Origin of the sequence: Serratia sp. LS-1 (assembly GCF_003719595.1) — a bacterium.
In the GTDB taxonomy this organism is placed as follows: Bacteria; Pseudomonadota; Gammaproteobacteria; order Enterobacterales; family Enterobacteriaceae; genus Serratia; species Serratia ureilytica.
The window spans coordinates 1,368,328-1,391,559 of sequence record NZ_CP033504.1 but is presented as its reverse complement, the minus strand read 5'-3'; the positions used below and the strand labels follow the sequence as shown (position 1 = coordinate 1,391,559).

The following is a 23,232-nucleotide window of genomic DNA, read 5'->3' as shown; positions in this document are numbered from 1 at the left end:
CACAGCCAAGGCGATGTATCAGCGGCCCCAACCCACCGCAAATGATTGCGCCACGGGTAAACAGAAAAACGGGTTGTATCGGCTAACCCGCTGTTTTGACTCTACCATCCCTGTAGCGTATCGCGGTAAATCATAACGAGCACGCCTCAGCAAGTCGAGCGCATCACTGGCATTTTGCGATCCGGCAGCACGTATCGCCGCATAACCGCGATAAACGCAGGGTAAAAAAAACCACGCGTCGGGTTTGCCCCGCGCGCGGTTTTTCAATGTTCAGTCAGGGATCAGGCCTGGCCGTTGCCGCCCTGGCCCATCGCGCCCATTTTCTTCAGGTCTTTGTCGATGAAGAACAGGCCTTTGCCGCTGGTGCCCACCAGTGCCAGCTTATCCAGCACGGATTTGAACAGTTTCTCTTCTTCGTGCTGCTCCGCCACGTACCATTGCAGGAAGTTGAAGGTGGAGTAATCGTGAGAGGACATTGCCGCGTGCGCCAGCTCGTTGATCTGACGGGTGATCAGCTTCTCGTGTTCGTAGGTCTGCTCGAACACGTCCGCCAGTGACTCAAACGCCACCGGCGGGGCCGCGATGGTGCCCAGCAGCGGCAGAGAGCCGGTGTCGCTCAGGTAGTCGAACAGACGTTGCATATGCTGCATCTCTTCCTGAGAGTGCTCTTTAAGAAATGCGGCGGCGCCTTCAAAGCCTTTGTCGCTACACCATGCGCTCATCTGCAGATACAGGTTGGCGGAGTAGAACTCCAGATTCAGTTGCTCATTCAGCTTATGAGTCATTTCTTGCGTCAGCATAATCATTCCTTTTATTTTGCAGGTCATGAATTTAATTTCCGCGCATTATGCCCTGTCGCCGTAAAAATAAAAACACCTTATTTACATTCAAATCATATTAATTACAAAAATCATAAATATCAATAAATTAAAATATCACCAATACATTGAGAATTAACATGAGAATTATTTAGATCTTTTATTTTAATCAAAAAGCGAATCATTCTTATTTAAAAGAATAAATAGATTGCATTACTCTTGGATAAATATCGCCCACCGCCGCGGCGCAACGGGCTTGCCAAGCGCCGCCGGGTGGATTACCTTCTGCGCAGATTCAATGCGGCAAAGTAAGGAGCATAAGGTGGGTTACAATCTGGCCGAGTTGTCCAAAGAAGAAATGGACAGGGTGAATGTGGATCTCGCCGCCTCAGGCGTGGCGTACAAAGAGCGTTACAACATGCCGGTGATCCCGGAAGTGGTGGAGCGCGAGCAGCCGGAGCCGCTACGCGACTATTTTCGCGAGCGCGTGGCGCACTACCGCGCGGAATCCCACAAGTTTTCGCGTCTGCCTTACGAACCGAAGGCCAAATAACAAAACCCGCCGTTACGGCGGGTTTTTCGTGTCACTTGCCGGCGAATCGGTCGGTGGCGATCATCAGCTGGTGCAAAATGCCCGGTTCATCAAACGAATGCCCCGCCCCTTCCACGATATGCAGCTCCGCCTCCGGCCAGGCCTTGGCCAGATCCCAGGCGTTTTGCACCTGGCAGGCCATGTCATAGCGGCCGTGGACGATCACCGCCGGGATATGGCGGATCAGCGGCACGTTGCGCAGCAGTTGGTCATCGCTCTCCAGGAACCCCAAATGCGTGAAGTAGTGGTTTTCAATGCGGGCGAACGCCAGCGCGAAATCATCCTCGCCGAACGAAGCGGATTCACGGCTTGGCAACAGCGTCACCGTTTCCCCTTCCCACACGCTCCACAGTTTGGCCGCTTCGAGCTGCACCTGCGGATCGGCTGAAGTCAGCCGCTGCCGATAGGCAGCAATCACGTCTTTGCGCTCGTCATCCGACAGAATGGACAGCACGCGCTCCCACTTGTCCGGGAAGAAGCGCGAAGCGCCGTCCTGGTAATACCAATGCAGCTCCTGCTTGCGCAGGGTAAAGATGCCGCGCAGCACCATTTCACTGACGCGCTCCGGGTGGGTCTGCGCATAGGCGAGCGCCAGCGTAGATCCCCAGGAGCCGCCGAACACCAGCCACTGCTCGACGCCGGCCATTTCGCGCAGCCGCTCGATATCGGCCACCAAATGCCAGGTGGTGTTGTTGTCCAGGCTGGCGTGCGGACGGGAGCGGCCACAGCCGCGCTGATCGAACAGCAATACCTTGTAGCGCTCGGGATCGAACAGCTGGCGATGATGCGCAGAGATGCCGCCGCCCGGCCCGCCATGAATGAAGACCGCCGGTTTACCGTTCGGGTTGCCGCTCAGCTCCCAGTAGATCCGGTGGCCATCCCCAGTGTCCAGCCAACCGCTGTCGTATGCCGCTAACGGCGGGTACAAACCTCGTAATTGTTCCATGGCGCTTTCCGTCTCTCTGTGAGTCATGCTTTCATCAAAGCGGAAGCCGCCCGGCAGGTCAACGGTAAAACCTGAAAACTCGAACGCGCGCCGGGAACTCGGCGCGCGTTTGCTCAAAATCGCAACGACCCGCCTGCAAAATGCCCACAGGCCCGATCAGTTCACGTCTTGTTACGCCTACACGCCTTTACGCATATGCGGCTCGCGCATCTCCTGTGCGGTTTTCGCCTCGATGCTCAGTTCCGCCGTCGGGCGCAGCAGCAGGCGTGCCAAGCCGATGGGTTCGCCGGTTTCCCGGCAGTAGCCGTATTCGCCGTTCTGCAACCGCGCCAGCGCCGCATCGATTTTCGGCAGCAGGCGGCTTTCGCGATCCAACTGGCGGAACAACAGGCGCAGCTCTTCTTCGCGCGCCGCCTTGTCGGCTTCATCACCCGTCGCTTCGCCGCTGTCGATCGCCTTCTTCAGCTCATCGATGTGCAACAGCAGTTTTTGCCGCTCATCCTGCAGCAGCTGGCGGAAAAAAGCCCGTTGAACCGAGTTCATGTAATCAGAATCCGGCATGGCCAGCAGTTGCTGCGCATCCGGTAATGTCATCACTGTCATTGCGTTCTCCGAACCCTAAAAGTGTAATACTATAACATAATAATTATTTTAAGCACCCGGTCATCCAAAAACAAAATTTCACGTGCAAACAGCCAGTTACATACTACTTGCACTTTGTCGCTTGCATCCTGTCGGCTTTAGGCGGTTAATGGCTGAGCAAGCCACCCAATCATAGGTAACGAGAGGCCATCATGAGTAAGGGAATGGATAGCAAAAAAAATGCGAAGAAGAAGCCGTTGAAAACCCCAGCCGAGAAACGTGCGGAGAAACGCGCTAAAAAAGCGCATCCGTCTGGTGAGTAAACGTCCTTCCATCCGTCATTAAACCCGCCAAGGCGGGTTTTTTATTGCCTCACTGGAGAGATGGCCAATGCCGTGCTTTACCCTCGCCGCAGCCCAATACCCCGCCGCTGCGGCCAATATCGCCTGCAACCTTGAACGTCACCTTGAATTTGTCGCGCAGGCAGCCGAACAGCAGGTGCAACTGCTGGTTTTTCCCGAACTGTCGCTAAGCGGCTATGAGCTGGCCGATGCCGCCGAACTGGCGCTGACGCTGGACGATCCGCGTCTGCAACCGCTCGCTGCGGCGGCGCAATCGCATCAGATGACGATCATCGTCGGCGCGCCCTTGCGCAGCGGCCAGGCGCTGCATATCGCCGCCTTGATCTTTCACCCCAACGGCGCGGTGGCCGCCTATACCAAGCAACATCTGCACGGCGCGGAACAACAACGGTTCTTGCCCGGTAATGGCGGCACGCTGCTGGAAATACATCGGCAACGCATCGCGCTGGCTATCTGCGCCGACACCTCGCAACCCGGCCACGCAAGCGCCGCCGCGCTGGCGGGTGCGCAGATTTATGCCGCCGGCGTGCTGGTATCTGAAGCCGGTTACGCGAAAGACAGCGCTGCGCTGGCAGGCTATGCCCGTCGTTATGGCATGGTCACGCTGATGGCCAACCATGCGGCGCCGACCGGAGGCTGGATCCCGGCAGGCCGCAGCGCCATCTGGGATGAAACGGGAGCGCTTTTGGTTGCCGCGCCGGATGACGCCCCTGGCCTTGTCATCGCCGACAGGACCCGCGACGGTTGGCACGGCCGCCTGTGCCGGTTAAGCTGAAGCCTGACGGCAACGCGGAGGAAAGCATGACGTTACGCGTAATAGATACCGAGACCTGCGGGCTGGACGGCGGCGTGGTGGAAGTGGCCTCCCTCGATCTGCTCGACGGCCAATTGACCAACCCGATGAGCGACCTGATCAGCCCGGACCGCCCCATCAGCCTCGACGCGATGGCGATTCATCACATCACCGAACAGATGGTGGAAGGCAAACCGCGCATTGCGGTGGCGATCGGCCGCTATCAGGGCAGCCCCTACTATGTGGCGCACAACGCCGCCTTTGATCGCGGGGTGTTGCCGGAGATGAACGGCGCCTGGATCTGCACCCTCAAGCTGGCGCGCACGCTGTATCCGGACATCAAGTACGGCAACCAGTATCTGCGCTACGCGCTGAATCTGGACGTGCAGCTGCCGGCAGACGCCACGCTGTACCCGCACCGCGCGCTGTATGACTGCTACGTCACCGCCGCACTGCTGCAACGCATCATCAAGGATTCGGGCTGGACGCCGGAGCAAATGGTGCAGATCACCGAACAGCCGGTGCTGCTGAAGAAGTTCAAGTTCGGCAAGTATCGCGGGCAGGAGATCGATCGCATCGCCCAGGAAGACCCCGGCTATCTGCGCTGGATGCTGAAATCCATCGACGATCTGAGCCCGGACATGAAACACACGCTGAAATACTATCTGATTGGCTAACACAGCGGGCGGCTCAGGCCGCCCGCCGCACGCCGTTATTCCGCCAGCGCCAGAATGAAGGCGTACTCCAACGCAATATCCTCATAGGCCTTGAAGCGGCCGGATTTGCCGCCGTGGCCGGCATCCATGTCGGTATACAGCAGCAGCTGCCGATCGTCGGTTTTCAGCTCGCGCAGCTTGGCCACCCACTTGGCCGGCTCCCAATATTGCACCTGCGAATCGTGCAGGCCGGTGGTCACCAGCAGATGCGGGTATGCCTGTGCCTTCACCTGATCGTACGGGCTGTACTGCTTGATGTAGTCGTAATAGGCCTGCTCGTTCGGGTTGCCCCACTCGTCGTATTCGCCGGTGGTCAGCGGGATGGACTCGTCCAGCATGGTGGTCACCACGTCGACGAACGGCACCTGCGCCACCACGCCGTGGAACAGCTGCGGCGCCTGGTTGATCACCGCCCCCATCAGCAGGCCGCCGGCGCTGCCGCCCATGGCGAACACCCGCTTGCCGTCGCCGTAGCCCTGGGCGACCAGCGTTTCGGTCACGTCGATAAAGTCGTTGAAGGTGTTTTGCTTGTTGAACAGCTTGCCGTCTTCATACCACAGCTGCCCCAGCTCACCGCCGCCGCGAATGTGCGCCAGCACGAACACGACACCGCGATCCAGCAGGCTCAGGCGGCTGGCGCTGAACGCCGGATCCATGCTGCTGCCGTAAGAGCCGTAGCCGTACACCATCAGCGGGTTGGCGCCGCGCTGGAAGCTGTCCTGGCGATACACCAGCGAGACCGGCACTTCGACGCCGTCGCGCGCCTTCACCCACACCCGCTCGCTGCGGTAGTTTTCCGGCGTGAAATTCTTCACTTCCTGCTGTTTGAGCATCGTCCGCTCGCCGCTGTCCATGTTCAGCTCGTACAGCGTGGTCGGGGTGGTCATCGACGAATAGCCGTAGCGCAGCAGCGCGGTTTCCGGATCCGGGTTATACGCCAGCCAGGTGGTGTAAGTCGGATCGTCGAAGGCGATGCGCTTCTCTTCGCCGCTTTGCCAGTGGATTTGGCGCAGCAACGTCAGGCCGGCATTGCGCTCTTCCACCACCAACCAATCACGGAACAGGCTGAAGCCCTCCAGCATCACGTCGGCGCGCGGGGCGATCAGCGTCTGCCACTGCGCTTCGTCCGCCTGCTCGCTTTGGTACAGGCCGAAGTTCTTGCCGTCCTTATTGGAGCGGATATAGAAATGCTGGTGATAGTGATCGATGGCGTACTCGTGATCCTTGCGGCGCGGCACGAACAGCTGCGGCTTGGCATCCGCCCGATCGGCGTCCAGCAGCAGGATCTCCGAGGTGGTGGTGCTGCTCAGGTGGATCAGAATAAAGCGCTCGGAGGTGGTCTTCTCCAGCCCGACGTAGAAAGTATCGTCCCGCTCTTCGTAAATCAGCTCGTCCTGCTGCGGATCGCTGCCGACTACGTGGCGATAGACCTGATACGGCAACAGCGTCTTGGCGTGCTTGCGCACGTAGTACACCGTCGAGGAATCGTTGGCCCACTCGAAGCTGCCGGAGGTGTTTTCCAGCACTTCGTCGGCCCAGCTGCCGTCGGCCAGGTTCTTGAAACGAATGTCATACTGGCGGCGCGACAGGAAATCCTCCGCCACCCCCAGACGCTGATTGTCGGGGCTGACGTCCAGCCCGCCCAGGGTGTAAAACTCGTGGTTCTCGGCGCGTTGGTTGCCGTCGATAAGCACATCCCACTGCTCGCTCTCGGCCTGCGGCTGGCGCACATAAATCGCGTATTCGTTGCCCGGCTCGTAGCGCGTCTGATAGCGATAGCCGTGGCGCACGTAAGGCACCGAATGTTCCTGCTGCGGGATGCGCGCCACCATCTCTTCGTACAGGGCTTCGCGCAGCGCCTGCTGCGGCTTCAACATCGCATCGGTGTAGGCGTTCTCCGCCTGCAGGTAGTCCAGCACCTGACGGTCTGCGCGCTCATCGTCGCGCAGCCAGTAGTAGTCATCCACGCGCGTATCGCCGTGGATAGTGATGGGATAAGGCCGTTTTTCCGCTTTCGGTGGGGTCATCATTGCTAAATCATCCGCTTACATAGATTGCGGCAAGAGTGACACGATTCCCCCCGGCTTGCCAAGCGGCGCTATGCCAGCTCGCGCTTTTTCTCGTTGACGTCGCTCTCGATGCCCTGCTTGACGTCCGCCGGGATCTTCAGCGCCTGCGCCAGCGCATCAAGATAGCCACGCTCCATAAAGTGATCGACGTCGATCACCAGACAACTCAGGTAATAAACCTCCAGCGCCTCGTCTTCGTTTTGCACGCTGCGGGCGATTAACGCCGGGTTGAGCGGCTGGTCGAGCGCTTCCTGCACCCAGCCCTGCGCCTCTTCCCCCACCTGCAGTTGCGCCAGGCTGTGATCGATGGCGCGCTGCTCGTCGGCATCGATATGGCCGTCGCTTTTGGCGGCGAACACCAGCGCCTGCACCAAACGCTTGGCGCGCAGATCCACCGGCGTGGTTTGCAAACCGAACTGCGGTTCGTCCTGATGGGTCTCTTTCACCCGCTGCTTGTACTTATTCCACAGCACCGCGCCCACCGCCGCGCTGCCGCCGATAATCAGCGCATTCTTGCCGAACTTACCCACCAGCTTGCGCGAAGATTTGTTGGCCAACAGCACGCCGACCAGGCCGCCCAGCGCCGTGGGCGCCAGCAGTTTGCCGATGCCTTCTGCCCCGCCCATCGCGCCGGCCTTCTGCCCGATCAACGTTTGAATCTGCTGCATCCAGTTACTTTTCATCATCTACCCCTTGCGTGAGAAAACGCGGCGCGCAGGCGCGGCCGAACCGACGGTAAACCGCCAGATTAGGGGATCTTTTGTCAATTTACGTCTGGGGGATGCAAACCTGTGTTTAGCGGGCCGGGCGGCCCGCCTGGATGGCTGCGACGTTACGCGTCTTCGTCGCCCGCTTCATCGTCCTGCTCGTACTCGGCCAGCTCGTCGCGCATCGCCTGGAGGGCATCGCGGGTCATCAGCGCCAGCGTGCGGTAGAAACCGGTGGTGGCGTGCGCTTCCACTTTGCCGAGGAAGCGGCCGCACCACGGCAGCAGGAACTCGTCGAACAGCGCGATCTGCGCCTGCGCTTCATCTTCCTGCGACTGATCTTCCAGCCAGGACGCCGCCAGCAGCAGCTGGCCGAAATGGTCGGCCGGCGCCTCCGCCAGCGGCATGCCGCGCTGCTGCAGGAAGGCGCGCACTTCAGCCTCGCTTGCGCCTTCGACATAGTCGGAGCGGAACGGCAGCACGCTGCATTCGCTGCCGACGAACATCGCATTGAAGTCGGTCGCCAGTTGGTTGACGTCACCGCCCTGCTGCAGGCGCTTCAGCAGGTCATCCTGCTCCAGCGGCCAGTGCTGCTGCAGCTTGCCCTCTTTAATCAGCGCGAACAGCGGCACCAACAGCGGATCCTGCGGCTGGCGGTAGAACAGCGTACCCAGCACGCGGCAAACAATCGAAAACTCATTCATGATAAAGCCTTATTCAATACGGAAAATTTTGCCGGGACGATGTCACAAATCGGCCAATTCCGCAATCGCCGGCTTGCCGCGCCGCTCGAGAAAATCCAGCAGCCGGCGCGGGCTGACGTTGAGAATGCGCTCCTGCGGGAAGCCCACCTCTTCGATAATGCGCTCGCAGTGCTCAAAGTTACCCAGCGAAAAGGCGACGTGCGAATCCGAGCCCAGCGCCAGCCAGCCGCCGGCGTCGCGCACCGCGGCGGCGATCGCCCGACAGTTGGCCTCGCTGCCCTTGCGGGAGTGGGTGAACGACGAGTTATTCAGCTCCAGCGCCACCTCGTATTTGGCCGCCGCCGCCGCGACGGCGGGAATGTCGATCGGATAACGCGGGTTGCCGGGGTGGCTGATGATATGCACGTCCCCCTGCGCCATCGCGGCGATCATCGCTTCAGTATTGGACGCTTTATCCTGCGGCGCAAACACCGGCTCATGGAAACCGGCGATGATCACGTCGGTGGCCGTCAGCATCGGGCCGGTGCAGTCGATATCGCCCTGCAGGTTTTTGATGTTGGCTTCGATACCGCGCAAAATGCCCACGCCGTTCACCCGGCGCGGCCAAACGTGCATGTTCATAAAGTGCCAGTAGTGCGGCGCATCGGCCATGTCCGGGCCGTGATCGGTGATGGCGAACAGCTGGATGCCCTTCTGCCGGGCTTCGGCGATGTAATCGTGCAGCGTGCTGTAAGCGTGCGTGCTGGCGACGGTGTGCATATGCAAATCAACGGGATACATTATTTCTCCTTCCAGAGGGCCTGCCCGCAGCGGTGCGGGCGGGCGCGATGACGGTGTCAGCTTATCAGTTACCGAACGGCGGCTGAAGGATCAGTACCCCCGTTGCCTGTCGACCACGCCGGCAGGGGTATGCCCCGCCTCCAGCGCGCGAATGTTGGCGGCGATCTGATCCATCGCCTGCTGCGGCAACGTGATGGCAGCAATATGCGGGGTAATGGTGACACGCGGATGACGCCAGAACGGGTGATCCTGCGGCAGCGGCTCGCGGGCGAACACGTCCAGCGTGGCGGCGGCCAGTTGCCCCTGTTCCAACGCCGCCAGCAGATCGGCTTCCACCAGGTGCGCGCCGCGCGCGATGTTGATGAGGTAGGCGCCCGCGCTCAACTGTGCGAACAGCTCGCGGTTGAGGATGCCAACGGTCTCCGGCGTATTGGGCAGCAGGTTGATCAGCAGTTTGACGCCGTCGAGGAAGGCCGCGCGCTGATCCTCCCCGGCGAAGCTTTGCACGCCGTCAATCTGTTTGGCGCTGCGGCTCCAGCAGCGCACGCTAAAGCCAAACTCGGTCAGCTTACGCGCCACGCTCTGCCCCAGCACGCCGGCGCCTAGGATGCCGATGGTGAAATCATCCAGCGAGTGCGGATCGAGCGGCTGCCACTCCTGCCGCTGCTGCAACGCCTGATACTCGTCGAAACGGCGGAAATAGCGCAGCACATAGCTCAGCGCATATTCCTGCATCTGCTGCGCCATGCCGGTATCCTCCAGCCGCAGCAGCGGCACGCCGGCGGGCAGCGTGCCGGGGTGTTTGCGCTCCTGATCGAGAATGGCGTCGACGCCGGCGCCGAGGGCGAACACCGCTTTCAGATCGCGGCGGTTGGCTAACATTTCGTGCGGCGGGCGCCATACCAGCGCGTAATCCGCCGGCCGTTCGTCGCCGCGCTGCCATTCGCGGATCTCGGCCTGCGGCAGGCGTTGCTTGATGCCGGTCAGCCATTCCTGGGCGTTAAATAAGGGATGGTAATAGATGATGTTCATACTGCGGGCTCCCGTTTGTTTTTATTGGTTTTCCTTCAGCCTTCCGCGATTCATCGCCGGATGCAAGCGTTAAAGCCCAAAATAAAAACAGCCCCGACCAGTGGGGCTGTTGTGCATGTGCACAAAATCAGGCGGCAGACGCGCCGTCGCGCCGGATAAGACGCCGCAACAGCGGAATTAAAATCAGCATCGCCACGCCGACGCCCGTCGCCCCCCAGCCCAGTGCGCTGAAGATTTCGCTGTAGCCGGGATTGGTTTGCAGCGGCGTGCTGCCGCTATTTTCCGGCATCAGGCCGGATACGTAGCCCGCCAACACCGAAGCGACGCCGGTCACCATCATCCAGCAGCCCATCATCACGCCCTGATAGCGCGGCGGCGCCAGCTTGCCGATCATCGCGTAACCGATCGGCGAGATCATCAATTCACCGACGCTTTGCAGCACATAGCTGATGACGATCCATTTAAACGCCACCAGCCCGTCGCCGCCCGCCATGCTGATGCCCAGCGGCAATACCAGCATGCCGAGCCCGATGCAAAACAGCGATCCGGAGAACTGCAGCGGAATGTCGATGTTGCAGCCGCGAGCGCGCAGGCGGTTGAACCACCAGGCCAGCAGCGGGCCGCCCACCACGATCACCAGCGTGTTGATGTTCTGGATCCACTGCGGCGCCACCTGAATGCCGTAAACGTTCAGATTGATGTTGTGCTCGGAGAACAGCATCAGCCCCATCGGCGCCAGCTGATACAGTGCCCAGAACACCAGCGACCCCAGCGCCAGGATCAGATAGGCCGCCATTCTGCGGCGCTCATCGCGCGGATGGTGGCGCAGCGTCACGACGCACAGCATCAGGAAGATCAGCGCGCCGAGCACGATCACGAAATGGCCGCTGAACTCGGCATGGGTCAGCATCACGCGGATAATCGGCACCAGCGCCACCAGCACCGCCAACCCGACCAGCATGCGCCAGCGGTATTGGCTGCGGCTGGCGTCGTGGAGCGGCGTATTGAGATCGGCCAGAATGCGCCAGCGACAGACGGCGACGATGATCGCCGCCGCGTTGCCCAGCGTGGCGAACAGGAACAGCGCGCGATAATTTTCCGTCAGTTGGAAATACCCGGCCACGGTAAAGCCAACGAAGAATCCGAGGTTCATGCCGGCGTAATTCCACAGGAACGCCGATTCGCGCCGATCATCGTCCGGTTTGAAACGCTGGGTGAGCATCATATTGATGCAGGTCACGTTGAGGCCGCTGCCGGTCAGGAACATCGCCAGCCCCCAGTACAACCCCCACACGCCCGCGACGGCAATCAGCGCGCAGCCGAACACCTGCAGCACCATACCGAGCACGAACAGGTTGCGGTTGCTGAGGAAACGGCCGCCGAGATAGCCGCCGAACATGTGCAGGCCATAGTTGAAGGCGCCGAACACGCCCATCATGGCATTGGCGCTGCTTTCGTTGAAACCCAATCGCTTGGTGGCGTACAGCACCAGCGTGGAATAGAGCACGGCGAAACCCAGCGTGGCGAAGATCTGGATGAAGAACAGCGCCCCCGCGCCGGGGGGAATGGCATGGCGCGCTTGCGGCGCCGGCATGGCATCTGAAGGAGTCAAAACGAACCTCTACTGCATTATTATGTAATGAGTCTGTCCCTGTCTGCGGTATCGCCGGCCTGTCACCCGGCAATCTGCGCGGCGACGTGATGTTCCTTGCCAAAAACGCCGCGCCGACATGATTCCATTTAGCGACACATCTGACTAATAATCCAGTATTAATGCATATAACAGCAAACAACCCAACCTCAATGGCGAGATATTGAGCTATCTGTACAGAAAAAAGTCAAACAATCGGCTTTCACGCATTTTGCTCGCTGCCGCCCTGTCCGCCGGCGGCCGAGAGTCAGGATATCGTTCGGTAAATCAGCAAATTGCTGCAAGTTTGGCTAAACAGTCATGAGAATGAAATAAGAGGGTTGACGCTGAGATCAGATTCTCCTACATTAGCGCCCGTCGACAGCGCAAGGCGTTATCGGCAACAAAACGGTGAGGTGTCTGAGTGGCTGAAGGAGCACGCCTGGAAAGTGTGTATACGCGAAAGTGTATCGAGGGTTCGAACCCCTCTCTCACCGCCAAATTCAAAGAGAAAGCCTGGATTCGCGTCCAGGCTTTTTTTTTGCATGGTGCACCGCCGAGAGGGGTGAGAAGCCTCGACAGGGTTCGACAAAACGCCCGCGTTTTGGACCGCCAACGGCGGCCCGTAGGGTGAGCGCAGCGAATCAAGCCCTCTCTCACCGCCAAATTCAAAGAGAAAGCCTGGATTCGCGTCCAGGCTTTTTTTTTGCATGGTGCATCGCCGAGAGGGGTGAGAAGCCTCGACAGGGTTCGACAAAACGCCCGCTCTTTGGACCGCCAACGGCGGCCCGCCGCGAACGCCTCCCGCCTTACGCTGCCGAGGTTCCCCTTTTTCTCGGTTCTCCTCGAACCGTCTCTCTGATTTTCTCGCCCTTTCATGACTTCTGACGTGTAGTTCGCCGCAGTTTTCAACAAAGTGAACACGGCTTGAGCGGACAAGCAAAAACACAGAAATTATTCTTGACCGGATCGGCCCCACTCCCTATAGTAGCGCCCCGTTGCAGCGATGATTTCGCAACAAAAAAATATGGTGAGGTGTCCGAGTGGCTGAAGGAGCACGCCTGGAAAGTGTGTATACGCGAAAGTGTATCGAGGGTTCGAATCCCTCCCTCACCGCCATATTCTAACGAGAAAGCCTGAGCGAAAGTTCAGGCTTTTTTGTTTGCATCGCGCATCAACCGGGAGGGTGAGAATCCTCGACAGGGTTCGACAAAACGCCCGCGTTTTGGACCGCCAACGGCGGCCCGCAGGGTGAGCGCAGCGAATCAATCCCTCCCTCACCGCCATATTCTACGAAGAAGCCTGAACTCGCGTTCAGGCTTTTTTGTTTGCATCGCGCACCGACCGGGAGGGTGAGAACCCTCGACAGGGTTCGACAAAACGCCCGCGTTTTGGACCGTCAACGTGGGCCGCAGGGTGAACGCAGCGAATCAATCCCTCCCTTACCGCCATACAAAAAAGCCCGAACGCAAATTCAGGCTTTTTTATTCCCACTGCCAAACCGCTCAGTGGTGCGTGCATCTCACCGCCGTCGGCTGCGCCAGTGCGCGGCGCCAGTCCCCCGGCGTTTGGCCGAACTGGCGTTTGAAGCTGCGGTTGAACGACTGCTGGGAGTCGAAGCCGAGCGAGATCGCCACGCTGACGATCGGTTCGCCGCTGTTGGCCAGGCGCTCCGCCGACACCTTCAGTTTTTGCATGCGGATATACTCCCCCAACGCATAGCCGGTCTGGCGCTTGAACATGCGCTGCAGATGCCATTTGGAGTAGCCCGCGCGGTCCGCTACGGTGTTGATATCCAGTTTTTCTTCCAGATTGTTGTCGATCCACGTCTTCAAATCGGTAATGAAACCCGTCGTGTTCATGCTGATGCTCCCATCATGTCGGCAGGGTCCCCCTCTGCCCAGTGCGCATACGTTGCAACAGTTTCGCTTTAAATGCAATTTTTATTATTGCATTTACCAGAAAGCCGCCTCTATACTCCACCCAATTAATGTAACCGATATTGATACATTAATGTGACACCAATATGTTTCAAAACCTAACGTTGCGCCATGACAAAGCGCGGCGCCCCTTCCGCCGAACGCCGGCATGAAGGGAAAAGCCCGGAAAACAGGGCTGGGTATGGGGCCAGACAGCGCTTACTTATCGGAATAAAAATAATGCCAAATCAACCAAACTCATCGTTCAACGCCGGCGGCCGCACGCGCGCCTTCGCTCTGGGCCAGCGGCTCTCCGGGGTGGCGCTGCTGGCCGCCCTGCTCGCCGGGTGTGACAACAGCGTCGCGCACAACGCCCCGCCACCGCCGCCGGTGGTCAGCGCCGCCAGCGTGGTGGTCAAACCGATCAGCCAGTGGGATGCGTTCAATGGCCGGGTCGAAGCAGTGCAAAGCGTACAGCTGCGCCCGCGGGTTTCCGGCTACATCGAGCGGGTCAACTACACCGAAGGCGACGAGGTGAAGAAAGGCCAGGTGCTGTTCATCATTGACGATCGCACCTACCGCGCCGCGCGCGAACAGGCGCAGGCGGAGCTGGTGCGGGCGCGCAATCAGGCAGCCCTCGCGCGCAGCGAATCTTCGCGAACCGAGAAACTGATCGGCACTCAGGCCATCTCGCAAGAGGTGTGGGAACAGCGCCGTTCGTCCGCCGCGCAGGCGCAAAGCAACGTGCTGGCGGCGCAGGCCCAGCTCGATATGGCGCAGCTTAATCTCGACTTTACCCGCGTCACCGCCCCGATCGACGGGCGCGCCAGCCGCGCGATGATCACCGCCGGCAACCTGGTCACCGCCGGCGACAGCGCCAGCGTGCTGACGACGCTGGTATCGCTCGATAAGGTTTACGTCTATTTCGACGTGGATGAGGCGACCTTCCTGCGCTATCAGCAGCAGGGCCGACACGACGCGCGCCTGCCGGTGAAGGTGGGCCTGGTGGGCGAAGACGGCACTCCGCATCAGGGGCTGGTGGACTTCACCGACAACCAGTTGAACGCCGGTACCGGCACCATCCGCATGCGCGCCCTTCTCGACAACCGCGATCGCCGCTTCACGCCGGGGCTGTTCGCCCGCGTGCAGATGCCCGGCAGCGCCGAGTTCAACGCCATGCTGATCGACGACAAAGCGGTGATGACCGATCAGAACCGCAAGTTCGTTTACATCGTCGATAAAGACGGCAAGGCGCAGCGCCGCGACATCGACGTGGGCCGGATGGCCGAAGGATTGCGCATTGTGCAAAAAGGCCTGGTGAACGGCGATCGGGTGATCGTCGACGGCATGCAGAAAGTGTTTATGCCGGGCATGCCGGTCGACGCGAAAAGCGTCGCCATGACCACCACCGCCTCCGCCCTTAACTAAGCTCCCAGCAGAGAATTCTGACCCATGGACTTTTCCCGTTTTTTCATCGACCGGCCGATCTTCGCCGCGGTGCTGTCGATACTGATTTTTGTCGCCGGGGTGATCGCCATTCCGCTGCTGCCGATCAGCGAGTACCCGGACGTGGTGCCACCCAGCGTGCAGGTGCGCGCCGAATACCCGGGCGCCAACCCGAAAGAGATCGCTGAAACGGTGGCGACGCCGCTGGAAGAAGCGATCAACGGCGTCGAAAACATGATGTACATGAAATCGGTCGCCGGCTCCGACGGCGTGCTGGTGACCACCGTCACCTTCCGCCCGGGCACCGATCCCGATCAGGCGCAGGTACAGGTGCAAAACCGCGTGGCGCAGGCCGAAGCGCGCCTGCCGGAAGATGTGCGCCGCCAGGGCATCACTACCCAGAAACAGTCTCCGGCGCTGACGCTGGTGGTGCATCTGGTATCGCCTTCCGGCAAGTACGACTCGCTGTACCTGCGCAACTACGCCACCCTGAAGGTCAAGGATGAACTGGCTCGCCTGCCGGGCGTCGGCCAGGTGCAGATCTTCGGCGCCGGCGAATACGCAATGCGCATCTGGCTCGATCCGAACAAGGTCGCCGCGCGCGGGCTGACCGCCTCCGACGTGGTGAGCGCCTTGCAGGAGCAGAACGTGCAGGTCTCCGCCGGCCAGCTCGGCGCGGAGCCGATGCCGACGCGCAGCGACTATCTGCTGTCGATCAACGCCCAGGGCCGCCTGCAAACCGAAGAAGAATTCGGCAACATCATTCTCAAGAGCGGCGATAACGGCGAGATCGTGCGGCTGCGCGACGTGGCGCGCATCGAAATGGGTTCCGGCAGCTACGCGCTGCGCGCCCAGCTCAATAACAAGGATGCGGTCGGCATCGGCATCTTCCAGTCGCCGGGCGCCAACGCCATAGAGCTGTCGGATGCGGTGCGCGGCAAGATGGCCGAGCTGGCGACCCGCTTCCCGGACGGCATGAGCTGGAAATCGCCGTACGATCCGACGGTGTTCGTGCGCGATTCGATCCGCGCGGTGGTGGATACCCTGCTGGAAGCGGTGATCCTGGTGGTGCTGGTGGTCATTCTGTTCCTGCAGACCTGGCGCGCCTCGATCATTCCGCTGTTGGCGGTACCGATCTCCGTGGTCGGCACCTTCGCCGCGCTGTATCTGCTCGGCTTCTCGCTCAACACCCTCAGCCTGTTCGGGCTGGTGCTGGCGATCGGCATCGTGGTGGATGACGCCATCGTGGTGGTGGAGAACGTCGAGCGCAACATCGAAGAGGGGCTGTCGCCGCTGGCGGCGGCCCACCAGGCGATGCGCGAGGTCTCCGGCCCGATCATCGCCATCGCCGTGGTGCTGTGCGCGGTGTTTGTGCCGATGGCGTTCCTCTCCGGCGTTACCGGCCAGTTCTACAAACAGTTCGCCGTCACCATCGCCATCTCGACGGTGATCTCCGCCATCAACTCGCTGACCCTGTCGCCGGCGTTGGCGGCGCGCTTGCTGAAGCCGCACGGCGCGCCGAAAGATCTGCCGTCGCGCCTGATCGACCGGCTGTTCGGCTGGCTGTTCCGGCCGTTCAACCGCTTCTTCGCCAGCGGCTCGCAGCGTTATCAGCACGGGGTATCCCGCGTGCTGGGCCGACGCGGCGCAGTGTTCGTCGTCTACCTGCTGCTGCTGGTCGCCGCCGGGGCGATGTTCAAGACCGTGCCCGGCGGCTTTATCCCGACGCAGGACAAGCTGTATCTGATTGGCGGCGTTAAGATGCCGGAAGGCGCCTCGCTGGAGCGCACCGATGCGGTGATCCGCAAGATGAGCGCCATCGGCCTGAGCGTGGACGGCGTCACCGATGCGGTGGCCTTCCCCGGCCTGAACGCGCTGCAGTTCACCAATACGCCGAATACCGGCACGGTATTCTTCGCGCTGGAGTCATTGAGCACCCGTACCCGCACCGCGGCGCAGATCAACGCCGAGATTAACGCGCGCATTTCGCAGATCCAGGAAGGTTTCGCCTTCTCGATCATGCCGCCGCCGATCCTCGGCATCGGCCAGGGTTCCGGCTATTCGCTGTACGTGCAGGATCGCGGCGGGCTGGGTTACGGCGCGCTGCAGACCGCGATCAACACGATGTCCGGCGCCATTATGCAAACGCCGGGCATGGGGTTCCCGATCTCCTCTTATCAGGCCAACGTGCCGCAGCTGGACGCCAAAATCGATCGCGACAAGGCCAAAGCTCAGGGGGTGCCGCTCAATGCGCTGTTCAGCACGCTGCAGACTTACCTCGGTTCGTCTTACATCAACGACTTTAACCGTTACGGCCGCACCTGGAAGGTGATGGCGCAGGCCGACGGCCAGTTCCGCGACAGCGTGGAAGACATCGCCAACCTGCGTACCCGCAACGACAAAGGCGAAATGGTGCCGATCGGCAGTATGGTCAGCATCGGCACGACCTACGGCCCGGATCCGGTGATCCGCTACAACGGTTTCCCGGCGGCGGACCTGATCGGCGACGCCGATCCGCGCGTCCTCTCCTCTACCCAGGCGATGAGCGCACTGACGCAAATGGCCGACAAGCTGTTGCCGAACGGCATGAACATCCAGTGGACCGATCTGAGCTACCAGCAATCGACCCAGGGCAACGCCGCGCTGGTGGTGTTCCCGGTCGCGGTGCTGCTGGCGTTCCTCGCGCTGGCGGCGCTGTATGAAAGCTGGACGCTGCCGCTGGCGGTGATCCTGATCGTGCCGATGACCATGCTGTCGGCGCTGTTCGGCGTATGGTTGACCGGCGGCGACAACAACGTGTTCGTGCAGGTCGGGTTGGTCGTTCTGATGGGGCTGGCCTGCAAGAACGCTATTCTGATCGTCGAGTTCGCCCGCGAGCTGGAAATGCAGGGCAAAGGCATCGTCGAGGCAGCGCTGGAAGCCTGTCGCCTGCGGTTGCGACCGATCGTGATGACCTCCATCGCCTTCATCGCCGGCACCATCCCGCTGATCCTCGGCCACGGCGCCGGCGCCGAAGTGCGCGGCGTCACCGGCATCACGGTGTTCTCCGGCATGCTGGGGGTCACGCTGTTCGGGCTGTTCCTGACGCCGGTGTTCTACGTCACCCTGCGTCGCCTGGTGGCACGCAAAACGCAGACGCAGACGGCGTAATCCTCGTCTTAACATGCAAAAAGGTCGGGCATTGCCCGACCTTTCTTTATGCATCAGAACTCGCGATTATTTATCGGCGGTTTCGGCCTCTTGCGCGGCGGCGTATTCCGCACAGGCGCGCTTGTCGCCCCGCTCCAGTTCGGCCAGCGAGTCAGCCACGGTGTGGCGCGCCAGCACCGCGAGCGAAGCCTGCTCGGCCTCGTTCACCACCGATTTGAAATACCAACAGGCGTTGGCGCTCACCAGGCAACGGGCCGGCACTTCAGGGCGTGAGGCCCAGATGCGCTTGTCGTCGATCACCGCCAGGTAGATATCCCGCAGGGTAATCTCTTCCGCCGGGCGGCCAAGGTGGATAGAGCCGTTTCGGCCCAGGGTGGAAACGATGATGCCGTCTTTGGTCAGCGGCACCATCAGTTTGCGGATAAAGCTCGGGTTAGCTTCCAGAGTGGCGGCGAGCGTGGCGCTCGTCGAACGCATGCCCTGCTTCTCAGCTACGGCGACGCTAAGGACCATTTGCAACGCTGTCGGAAAGCGAAAATCTAACATGTCGTTATCTCTGCGAGACGAAATACTCGGGTTTGGCCGGTGCGGCGATTAGCGCCGAACACACCGCTTAATCGCACAATAATATAACAAACGCGGGGGCTTTTTTGAAGTTTTGCCCAGTGATATCGCACGCAGACATTAGAACGATCGTCGAATTCGCGGGCAGACAAAAAGCAGAAACCCGCGTCAATGTTAACGCCGCTCGCTTAACCGAGTTAAACGATCAGAACTAACACTGCCCGCGGGTTTAATTCGAATGCGTCGATCAGGCTCTGTTCAGCACCAGCTGGCCGTTTTTGTCCAACGGGATTTGGGTGCCCGGATCGTGATCCATGCGGATCTTGCCCTGCTGATTGCCGATCTTGTAGGTCACGTCATAGCCCAGCATTTTCTGAGACTTGTCGTAGACCGTTTTGCAACGCTGCTGAACGCTGGTGGTGACGTCGTTATTCTGCATCGCCCCTTGCACCTGGTTACCGGCGTAGCCGCCGCCCAGAGCGCCCACCACGGTCGCCACGTCGCGTCCGCGACCGCCGCCGAACTGGTGGCCGATCACGCCGCCCGCCACTGCGCCCAGCACAGAACCGGCGATGCGGTTTTCATCCTGCACCGGTGCACGGTGCGTGACGGTGACGTTGCGGCATTCCTGACGCGGCGTTTTGATGGTTTCTTTAATCGGCGTTGCGGCGAGCACCTGCGCATATTGCGGACCGGCAGAAAAGACGTCCAGGCTGGCTACCGCGGCAATCCCCAGAGCGGCAGCGATGCCAATCCCAACACCGGCTAACATTGACTTGTTCACAGGAAACCTCCTGAAAGTGTTACCACGCATTTTTTCCGGGTCTGTTACCGGCATGGCACCGCGCTTATTATTTTGCGCATGGGCGGCTTGCGGTATCCCGGTTTACGGCGTGCGCGACGCGCCGTCTGTAAACGAGGTAAAGTCTGCACAATGATTTGAGGGCTCGCAATAAGACAAGGGGACCAAAAATGCGGGAAAACGGCCGTTTTGCCGTTGTTTAGGAGGAATCTTAAGAATTTTACCCATGTCGGCGACAGCTTATGCTGAAGAATCAAGCAACCGCCGCCGTTAGCCTCGCGCCGCCATAAAAAAACCCGCGCGGGCGAACCGGCGCGGGTTGATCGACAACGGCGGGATCAGTGCATCTTCAGGCGCGGGCGGATCACCCGGTTAATGCCGCCCACCAGCATCATCAGGCCGGTTTTGATGTAGCCGTGCAGCGCCACCTGGTGCATGCGGTACAGCGAGATATAGACGAAACGCGCAATGCGCCCTTCCACCATCATCGAGCCGCGCATCAGGTTGCCCATCAGGCTGCCGACGGTGCTGAAGCGCGACAGCGACACCAGCGAACCGTGGTCTTTGTACACGTAAGGCTTCAGCGTCTGGCCGTTCATCAGCGCCAGGATATTAGTGGCGCAGCGTGAGGCCATCTGGTGCGCCGACTGGGCGCGTGGCGGCACGAAACCGCCGCCCTCTTTCGGGCAAGAGGCGCAGTCGCCGATGGCGAAGATGTTCGGATCGCGCGTGGTCTGCAGCGTCGGCTCCACCACCAACTGGTTGATGCGGTTGGTTTCCAGGCCGCCGATGTCCTTCATAAAGTCCGGCGCTTTGATGCCCGCCGCCCACACCATCAGATCGGCGTCGATGAACTCGCCGCCCTTGGTATTCAGGCCTTTGGCGTCCGCGCTGGTCACCATGGTGTTGGTCAGCACGCGCACGCCCAACTTGATCAGCTCCTGGTGAGCCGCAGCGGAAATGCGCGGCGGCAGCGCCGGCAGAATGCGCTCGCCGGCTTCGACCAGCGTCACGTTGAGCGCGCTGTTGTCCAGGCCTTCAAAACCGTAGCTGTGCAGCTGTTTCACCGCGTTGTGCAGTTCGGCGGACAGTTCAACGCCGGTGGCGCCGCCGCCGACGATGGCGATGTTGACCCGCTCTTTTTGCCCCGGCTGCGCCGAGAACTTCAGGAACAGGTTAAGCATTTCGTTGTGGAAACGACGTGCCTGATGCGGGTTATCCAGGAAGATGCAGTGCTCTTTCACGCCCGGCGTACCGAAATCGTTTGAGGTGCTGCCCAGCGCCATCACCAGGATGTCGTACGGCAGTTCGCGCGCCGGCACCAGCTCGCCGCCCTGCTCGTCGCAGATCTGCGCCAGCTGCAGCGTTTGCGTCCCGCGGTTGATGTTGGTCAACGACCCCAGCTGGAAACTGAAATGGTGATTGCGCGCGTGCGCCAGGTAGCTGAGCGCATCCACGCCGTCATCGAGGGAGCCGGTCGCCACTTCGTGCAACAGCGGTTTCCACAAATGGCTGTGGTTGCGATCCACCAGCGTGATCTCGGCTTTGTTCTTACGGCCAAGTTTATGGCCCAGGCTGGTCGCCAGCTCCAGACCACCGGCGCCGCCGCCGACAATAACGATTTTCTTCTTTGGCGTTGTCAAAATAACCCCCTAAATGTGAACCATTTGTTATCCCAGGGTAAATAAATAATATCCTTAGAATACATAGGGTTCGCGTAAAATAAATCGGCTCTCTGCAGCCAGAATAGCATGTGAGGTTATTTGGTCATACCAAAATTGACGTACATCAATTTTTTTTGGTTAAAGGCTGGACGAGGGCATTTTTTGGGGATTGCGATTCAAATAGTTAGCGCTGAGTCACAGTTTTAAATTTTGCCGATTGCCACGCAAAATCTGGCTTTGGCGCACAAAAAAGCCGCACTTTCCGTCGGTGAAAAACGGGGAGCGCGGCTCGCGGCAGCGTTATGAAACTGTTAACCCAGCGCCTTGAACGCCTTGAGCCGCTGCAGATGCGGCGAGATGTTTTTGAACTTGTGCGTCTGCTGTTCATCCCACACGATCTCGTAGTAGTGATGCAGCAATTCGGCGCTGCGCCGGTTATCCAGCACCTCGTCGTGGCGCGACAGCACCACCAGACAGCGATCGCGGTTTTTCTCGCGGAAATCCTCCACGCACTTGGTGGCGATATCGCGATACTCTTCCGGCCGGTCTATCTTGCCGTGCATGTGCTCTTCCGGGTACAGGTTGGGATTGAACATCGCCTGGCGAATGCCGCACAGGAAGCCGATGCGCTCCGCCCAGAAGCCGCCGAGGCCGACCCCGCAGATCAACGGGTGCGCATCGCCGCCCTGCTGCACCGCCTTGTCCACCTCTTTCAACAGATGCTGCATGTCGTGACGCGGGTGCAGCGTGCTGTAGCTGATAAAGCGCACATCCGGATCGATAAACTGCAGCTGTAACACCTTTTCATGATTGCCGGGGCTGGTGGAATCGAAGCCGTGCAAATAGATAATCATGTGGATCCTCGCAACAAGCCAAGGGCCGCGGGCGCGGCCCTCATCATTTCCGCTCTGCGCCGCGATGCGGCGCCTGGATTCACCCTTGCGAACGCTGCTTGTGCTCCTCCCAGCGTTCGCTCAGCGCGCTGAGCGCCTTGTGCGCCTGCTGCCAGCGCTCGGAGTCGCGCAGTTCCTGACGGGTGAACTGACCGCGATGATATAACCGCTTCACCTTCTCTGCTTTGACCGGGGACAGGTTATCCAACACGCTGACCGCGCCTGCGCGGTGGTTGCACACCAGGATCATATCGCAACCGGCATCCAGCGCCGCCTGGCCGCGTTCGGCATAGCTGCCCATGATGGCGGCGCCTTCCATCGACAGATCGTCGGAGAAAATCACGCCGTCGAAGCCCAGTTCCTGACGCAGGATCTGCTGCAGCCAGTACGGCGAGCCGCTGGCCGGACGCGGGTCCGCTTCAGTATAGATGACGTGAGCCGGCATGACGGCGTCCAGCAATTGACGATTGATCAGCTCGCGGAAGATCGCCATGTCATGCTCGCGGATCTGCGCCAGCGGCCGCGGATCGCGCGGGGTTTCCTTGTGCGAATCGGCGCTGACGGCGCCGTGCCCCGGGAAGTGCTTACCGGTGGTTTTCATGCCGGCGCTGTGCATGCCGAGGATAAAGCGCTCCGCCATCACCAACGCCTGCTGCGGATCGCTGTGGAACGAACGCTCGCCAATCGCCGCGCTGGCATGGCCGATGTCCAGCACCGGCGCAAAGCTGATGTCGATATCCTGCGCGATCATCTCCGCCGCCATCAGCCAGCCGGCCTCCTGCGCCAGGCGACCGCCTTCTTGCGCATCGTTCAAGGCGGCGAACGATTGCGCCGCCGGCAAGCGGGTGAAGCCTTCGCGGAAACGCTGCACGCGTCCGCCCTCCTGATCCACGGCCACCACCAGCCGATCGTGCGAAGCGGCGCGGATCTGGCGCACCAGCTCACGCAGCTGCTCCGCATCGTGGAAATTGCGGGTAAACAGGATCAATCCGCCAACCAGCGGGTGTTTCAAAATCTCGCGTTCTTCTGCATCCAGCTCGTAGCCGGCGACATCTAGCATTAC

20 protein-coding genes, 2 tRNA genes and 1 other RNA gene are annotated in these 23,232 nt (G+C 60.4%); 8 read left to right on the top strand and 15 right to left on the bottom strand.

The window, feature by feature from the left end:
* Nucleotides 1-281: 281 nt before the first annotated feature.
* Nucleotides 282-800 carry a non-heme ferritin gene (ftnA, locus tag EDY99_RS06785; RefSeq protein ID WP_123061604.1) on the bottom strand — a complete coding sequence of 173 codons (519 nt, stop codon included), beginning with the start codon at nucleotides 798-800 and terminating at the stop codon, nucleotides 282-284.
* A gap of 340 nt (nucleotides 801-1,140) precedes the next feature.
* Here ftnA and EDY99_RS06780 point away from each other — a divergent pair, with 340 nt between their 5' ends.
* On the top strand, nucleotides 1,141-1,371 hold the full coding sequence (locus EDY99_RS06780; protein ID WP_033642715.1) for a DNA polymerase III subunit theta: 231 nt from the start codon (nucleotides 1,141-1,143) through the stop codon (nucleotides 1,369-1,371).
* A gap of 31 nt (nucleotides 1,372-1,402) precedes the next feature.
* Here the strand turns inward: EDY99_RS06780 and pip are convergent, their stop codons facing one another.
* Both pip and dksA read right to left on the bottom strand, forming a co-directional pair.
* Nucleotides 1,403-2,356 (bottom strand): prolyl aminopeptidase, encoded by a 954-nt coding sequence (gene pip / locus EDY99_RS06775; protein ID WP_033644252.1) that lies wholly within the window; start codon nucleotides 2,354-2,356, stop codon nucleotides 1,403-1,405.
* Between the two features lie 177 nt (nucleotides 2,357-2,533).
* Nucleotides 2,534-2,959 (bottom strand): RNA polymerase-binding protein DksA, encoded by a 426-nt coding sequence (gene dksA / locus EDY99_RS06770; RefSeq protein ID WP_033642714.1) that lies wholly within the window; start codon nucleotides 2,957-2,959, stop codon nucleotides 2,534-2,536.
* 369 nt (nucleotides 2,960-3,328) lie between these two features.
* On the opposite strand from dksA, the gene EDY99_RS06765 reads away from it, so the two are divergent.
* Together EDY99_RS06765 and exoX are read left to right on the top strand one after the other, a co-directional pair.
* Nucleotides 3,329-4,075: a carbon-nitrogen hydrolase family protein gene (locus EDY99_RS06765; RefSeq protein WP_033642713.1), complete on the top strand. Its 747-nt coding sequence runs from the start codon at nucleotides 3,329-3,331 to the stop codon at nucleotides 4,073-4,075.
* Between the two features lie 26 nt (nucleotides 4,076-4,101).
* A complete protein-coding gene (gene exoX, locus EDY99_RS06760) occupies nucleotides 4,102-4,770 on the top strand; it encodes an exodeoxyribonuclease X (protein ID WP_033644251.1) in 669 nt (222 codons plus the stop codon).
* A gap of 35 nt (nucleotides 4,771-4,805) precedes the next feature.
* On the opposite strand, the gene EDY99_RS06755 is transcribed toward exoX, so the two are convergent.
* From EDY99_RS06755 to EDY99_RS06730, 6 genes are all read right to left on the bottom strand, one after another.
* A complete protein-coding gene (locus tag EDY99_RS06755) occupies nucleotides 4,806-6,839 on the bottom strand; it encodes a S9 family peptidase (RefSeq protein ID WP_123061603.1) in 2,034 nt (677 codons plus the stop codon).
* A 68-nt stretch (nucleotides 6,840-6,907) separates the two neighbouring features.
* The gene (locus EDY99_RS06750) at nucleotides 6,908-7,561 is read right to left on the bottom strand and encodes a tellurite resistance TerB family protein (protein ID WP_033642711.1); all 654 of its coding nucleotides are present in this window, start codon (nucleotides 7,559-7,561) and stop codon (nucleotides 6,908-6,910) included.
* A gap of 149 nt (nucleotides 7,562-7,710) precedes the next feature.
* Nucleotides 7,711-8,289, bottom strand: coding sequence for a molecular chaperone (locus EDY99_RS06745; protein WP_122017094.1), 579 nt, complete (start codon nucleotides 8,287-8,289; stop codon nucleotides 7,711-7,713).
* A gap of 42 nt (nucleotides 8,290-8,331) precedes the next feature.
* Nucleotides 8,332-9,069: a phosphatase gene (locus EDY99_RS06740; protein ID WP_033642709.1), complete on the bottom strand. Its 738-nt coding sequence runs from the start codon at nucleotides 9,067-9,069 to the stop codon at nucleotides 8,332-8,334.
* Between the two features lie 90 nt (nucleotides 9,070-9,159).
* Nucleotides 9,160-10,101 carry a glyoxylate/hydroxypyruvate reductase GhrA gene (gene ghrA, locus EDY99_RS06735; RefSeq protein ID WP_072627810.1) on the bottom strand — a complete coding sequence of 314 codons (942 nt, stop codon included), beginning with the start codon at nucleotides 10,099-10,101 and terminating at the stop codon, nucleotides 9,160-9,162.
* Nucleotides 10,102-10,228: 127 nt separating this feature from the next.
* Nucleotides 10,229-11,695 carry a peptide MFS transporter gene (locus EDY99_RS06730; protein WP_046686867.1) on the bottom strand — a complete coding sequence of 489 codons (1,467 nt, stop codon included), beginning with the start codon at nucleotides 11,693-11,695 and terminating at the stop codon, nucleotides 10,229-10,231.
* 446 nt (nucleotides 11,696-12,141) lie between these two features.
* Between EDY99_RS06730 and EDY99_RS06725 the strand changes: the two genes are divergently transcribed.
* The 3 genes from EDY99_RS06725 to EDY99_RS06715 all read left to right on the top strand — a co-directional run bounded on the left by EDY99_RS06725 (nucleotide 12,142) and on the right by EDY99_RS06715 (nucleotide 13,017).
* Nucleotides 12,142-12,231: transfer RNA gene (locus EDY99_RS06725), tRNA-Ser, on the top strand.
* 529 nt (nucleotides 12,232-12,760) lie between these two features.
* Nucleotides 12,761-12,850: transfer RNA gene (locus EDY99_RS06720), tRNA-Ser, on the top strand.
* A 47-nt stretch (nucleotides 12,851-12,897) separates the two neighbouring features.
* Nucleotides 12,898-13,017, top strand: a non-coding RNA gene (locus EDY99_RS06715) — RtT sRNA.
* A 219-nt stretch (nucleotides 13,018-13,236) separates the two neighbouring features.
* Here the strand turns inward: EDY99_RS06715 and EDY99_RS06710 are convergent.
* A complete protein-coding gene (locus EDY99_RS06710) occupies nucleotides 13,237-13,593 on the bottom strand; it encodes a helix-turn-helix domain-containing protein (protein WP_033642706.1) in 357 nt (118 codons plus the stop codon).
* A 297-nt stretch (nucleotides 13,594-13,890) separates the two neighbouring features.
* On the opposite strand from EDY99_RS06710, the gene sdeA reads away from it, so the two are divergent.
* Both sdeA and sdeB read left to right on the top strand, forming a co-directional pair.
* The gene (sdeA, locus tag EDY99_RS06705; protein ID WP_033642705.1) at nucleotides 13,891-15,078 is read left to right on the top strand and encodes a multidrug efflux RND transporter periplasmic adaptor subunit SdeA; all 1,188 of its coding nucleotides are present in this window, start codon (nucleotides 13,891-13,893) and stop codon (nucleotides 15,076-15,078) included.
* A 24-nt stretch (nucleotides 15,079-15,102) separates the two neighbouring features.
* A complete protein-coding gene (gene sdeB, locus EDY99_RS06700) occupies nucleotides 15,103-18,246 on the top strand; it encodes a multidrug efflux RND transporter permease subunit SdeB (RefSeq protein WP_123061602.1) in 3,144 nt (1,047 codons plus the stop codon).
* Between the two features lie 66 nt (nucleotides 18,247-18,312).
* On the opposite strand, the gene EDY99_RS06695 is transcribed toward sdeB, so the two are convergent.
* The 5 genes from EDY99_RS06695 to nagZ form a co-directional block, all read right to left on the bottom strand.
* Nucleotides 18,313-18,792, bottom strand: a complete 480-nt coding sequence (locus EDY99_RS06695) for an Rrf2 family transcriptional regulator (RefSeq protein ID WP_033642703.1) — start codon at nucleotides 18,790-18,792, stop codon at nucleotides 18,313-18,315.
* A 265-nt stretch (nucleotides 18,793-19,057) separates the two neighbouring features.
* Complete coding sequence (locus EDY99_RS06690; protein ID WP_004928798.1) at nucleotides 19,058-19,594, bottom strand: glycine zipper 2TM domain-containing protein; 537 nt, start codon at nucleotides 19,592-19,594, stop codon at nucleotides 19,058-19,060.
* A gap of 356 nt (nucleotides 19,595-19,950) precedes the next feature.
* Nucleotides 19,951-21,255 (bottom strand): NAD(P)/FAD-dependent oxidoreductase, encoded by a 1,305-nt coding sequence (locus EDY99_RS06685; RefSeq protein WP_123061601.1) that lies wholly within the window; start codon nucleotides 21,253-21,255, stop codon nucleotides 19,951-19,953.
* Nucleotides 21,256-21,587: 332 nt separating this feature from the next.
* Complete coding sequence (gene ycfP / locus EDY99_RS06680; RefSeq protein ID WP_015377468.1) at nucleotides 21,588-22,130, bottom strand: alpha/beta hydrolase YcfP; 543 nt, start codon at nucleotides 22,128-22,130, stop codon at nucleotides 21,588-21,590.
* A 79-nt stretch (nucleotides 22,131-22,209) separates the two neighbouring features.
* Nucleotides 22,210-23,229: a beta-N-acetylhexosaminidase gene (nagZ, locus tag EDY99_RS06675; RefSeq protein ID WP_123061600.1), complete on the bottom strand. Its 1,020-nt coding sequence runs from the start codon at nucleotides 23,227-23,229 to the stop codon at nucleotides 22,210-22,212.
* Nucleotides 23,230-23,232: the final 3 nt, after the last annotated feature.

Excerpts from the sequence above, each read along its gene's own strand:
- ycfP (WP_015377468.1), bottom strand. The coding sequence starts at position 22,130 with ATGATTATCTATTTGCACGGCTTCGATTCCACCAGCCCCGGCAATCAT.
- EDY99_RS06750 (WP_033642711.1), bottom strand. The coding sequence starts at position 7,561 with ATGAAAAGTAACTGGATGCAGCAGATTCAAACGTTGATCGGGCAGAAG.
- EDY99_RS06765 (WP_033642713.1), top strand. The coding sequence starts at position 3,329 with ATGCCGTGCTTTACCCTCGCCGCAGCCCAATACCCCGCCGCTGCGGCC.
- EDY99_RS06730 (WP_046686867.1), bottom strand. The coding sequence starts at position 11,695 with ATGCCGGCGCCGCAAGCGCGCCATGCCATTCCCCCCGGCGCGGGGGCG.
- dksA (WP_033642714.1), bottom strand. The coding sequence starts at position 2,959 with ATGACAGTGATGACATTACCGGATGCGCAGCAACTGCTGGCCATGCCG.
- exoX (WP_033644251.1), top strand. The coding sequence starts at position 4,102 with ATGACGTTACGCGTAATAGATACCGAGACCTGCGGGCTGGACGGCGGC.
- EDY99_RS06710 (WP_033642706.1), bottom strand. The coding sequence starts at position 13,593 with ATGAACACGACGGGTTTCATTACCGATTTGAAGACGTGGATCGACAAC.
- sdeB (WP_123061602.1), top strand. The coding sequence starts at position 15,103 with ATGGACTTTTCCCGTTTTTTCATCGACCGGCCGATCTTCGCCGCGGTG.
- ftnA (WP_123061604.1), bottom strand. The coding sequence starts at position 800 with ATGCTGACGCAAGAAATGACTCATAAGCTGAATGAGCAACTGAATCTG.
- EDY99_RS06740 (WP_033642709.1), bottom strand. The coding sequence starts at position 9,069 with ATGTATCCCGTTGATTTGCATATGCACACCGTCGCCAGCACGCACGCT.
- EDY99_RS06745 (WP_122017094.1), bottom strand. The coding sequence starts at position 8,289 with ATGAATGAGTTTTCGATTGTTTGCCGCGTGCTGGGTACGCTGTTCTAC.
- EDY99_RS06695 (WP_033642703.1), bottom strand. The coding sequence starts at position 18,792 with ATGTTAGATTTTCGCTTTCCGACAGCGTTGCAAATGGTCCTTAGCGTC.
- EDY99_RS06755 (WP_123061603.1), bottom strand. The coding sequence starts at position 6,839 with ATGATGACCCCACCGAAAGCGGAAAAACGGCCTTATCCCATCACTATC.
- ghrA (WP_072627810.1), bottom strand. The coding sequence starts at position 10,101 with ATGAACATCATCTATTACCATCCCTTATTTAACGCCCAGGAATGGCTG.
- nagZ (WP_123061600.1), bottom strand. The coding sequence starts at position 23,229 with ATGCTAGATGTCGCCGGCTACGAGCTGGATGCAGAAGAACGCGAGATT.
- pip (WP_033644252.1), bottom strand. The coding sequence starts at position 2,356 with ATGGAACAATTACGAGGTTTGTACCCGCCGTTAGCGGCATACGACAGC.
- sdeA (WP_033642705.1), top strand. The coding sequence starts at position 13,891 with ATGCCAAATCAACCAAACTCATCGTTCAACGCCGGCGGCCGCACGCGC.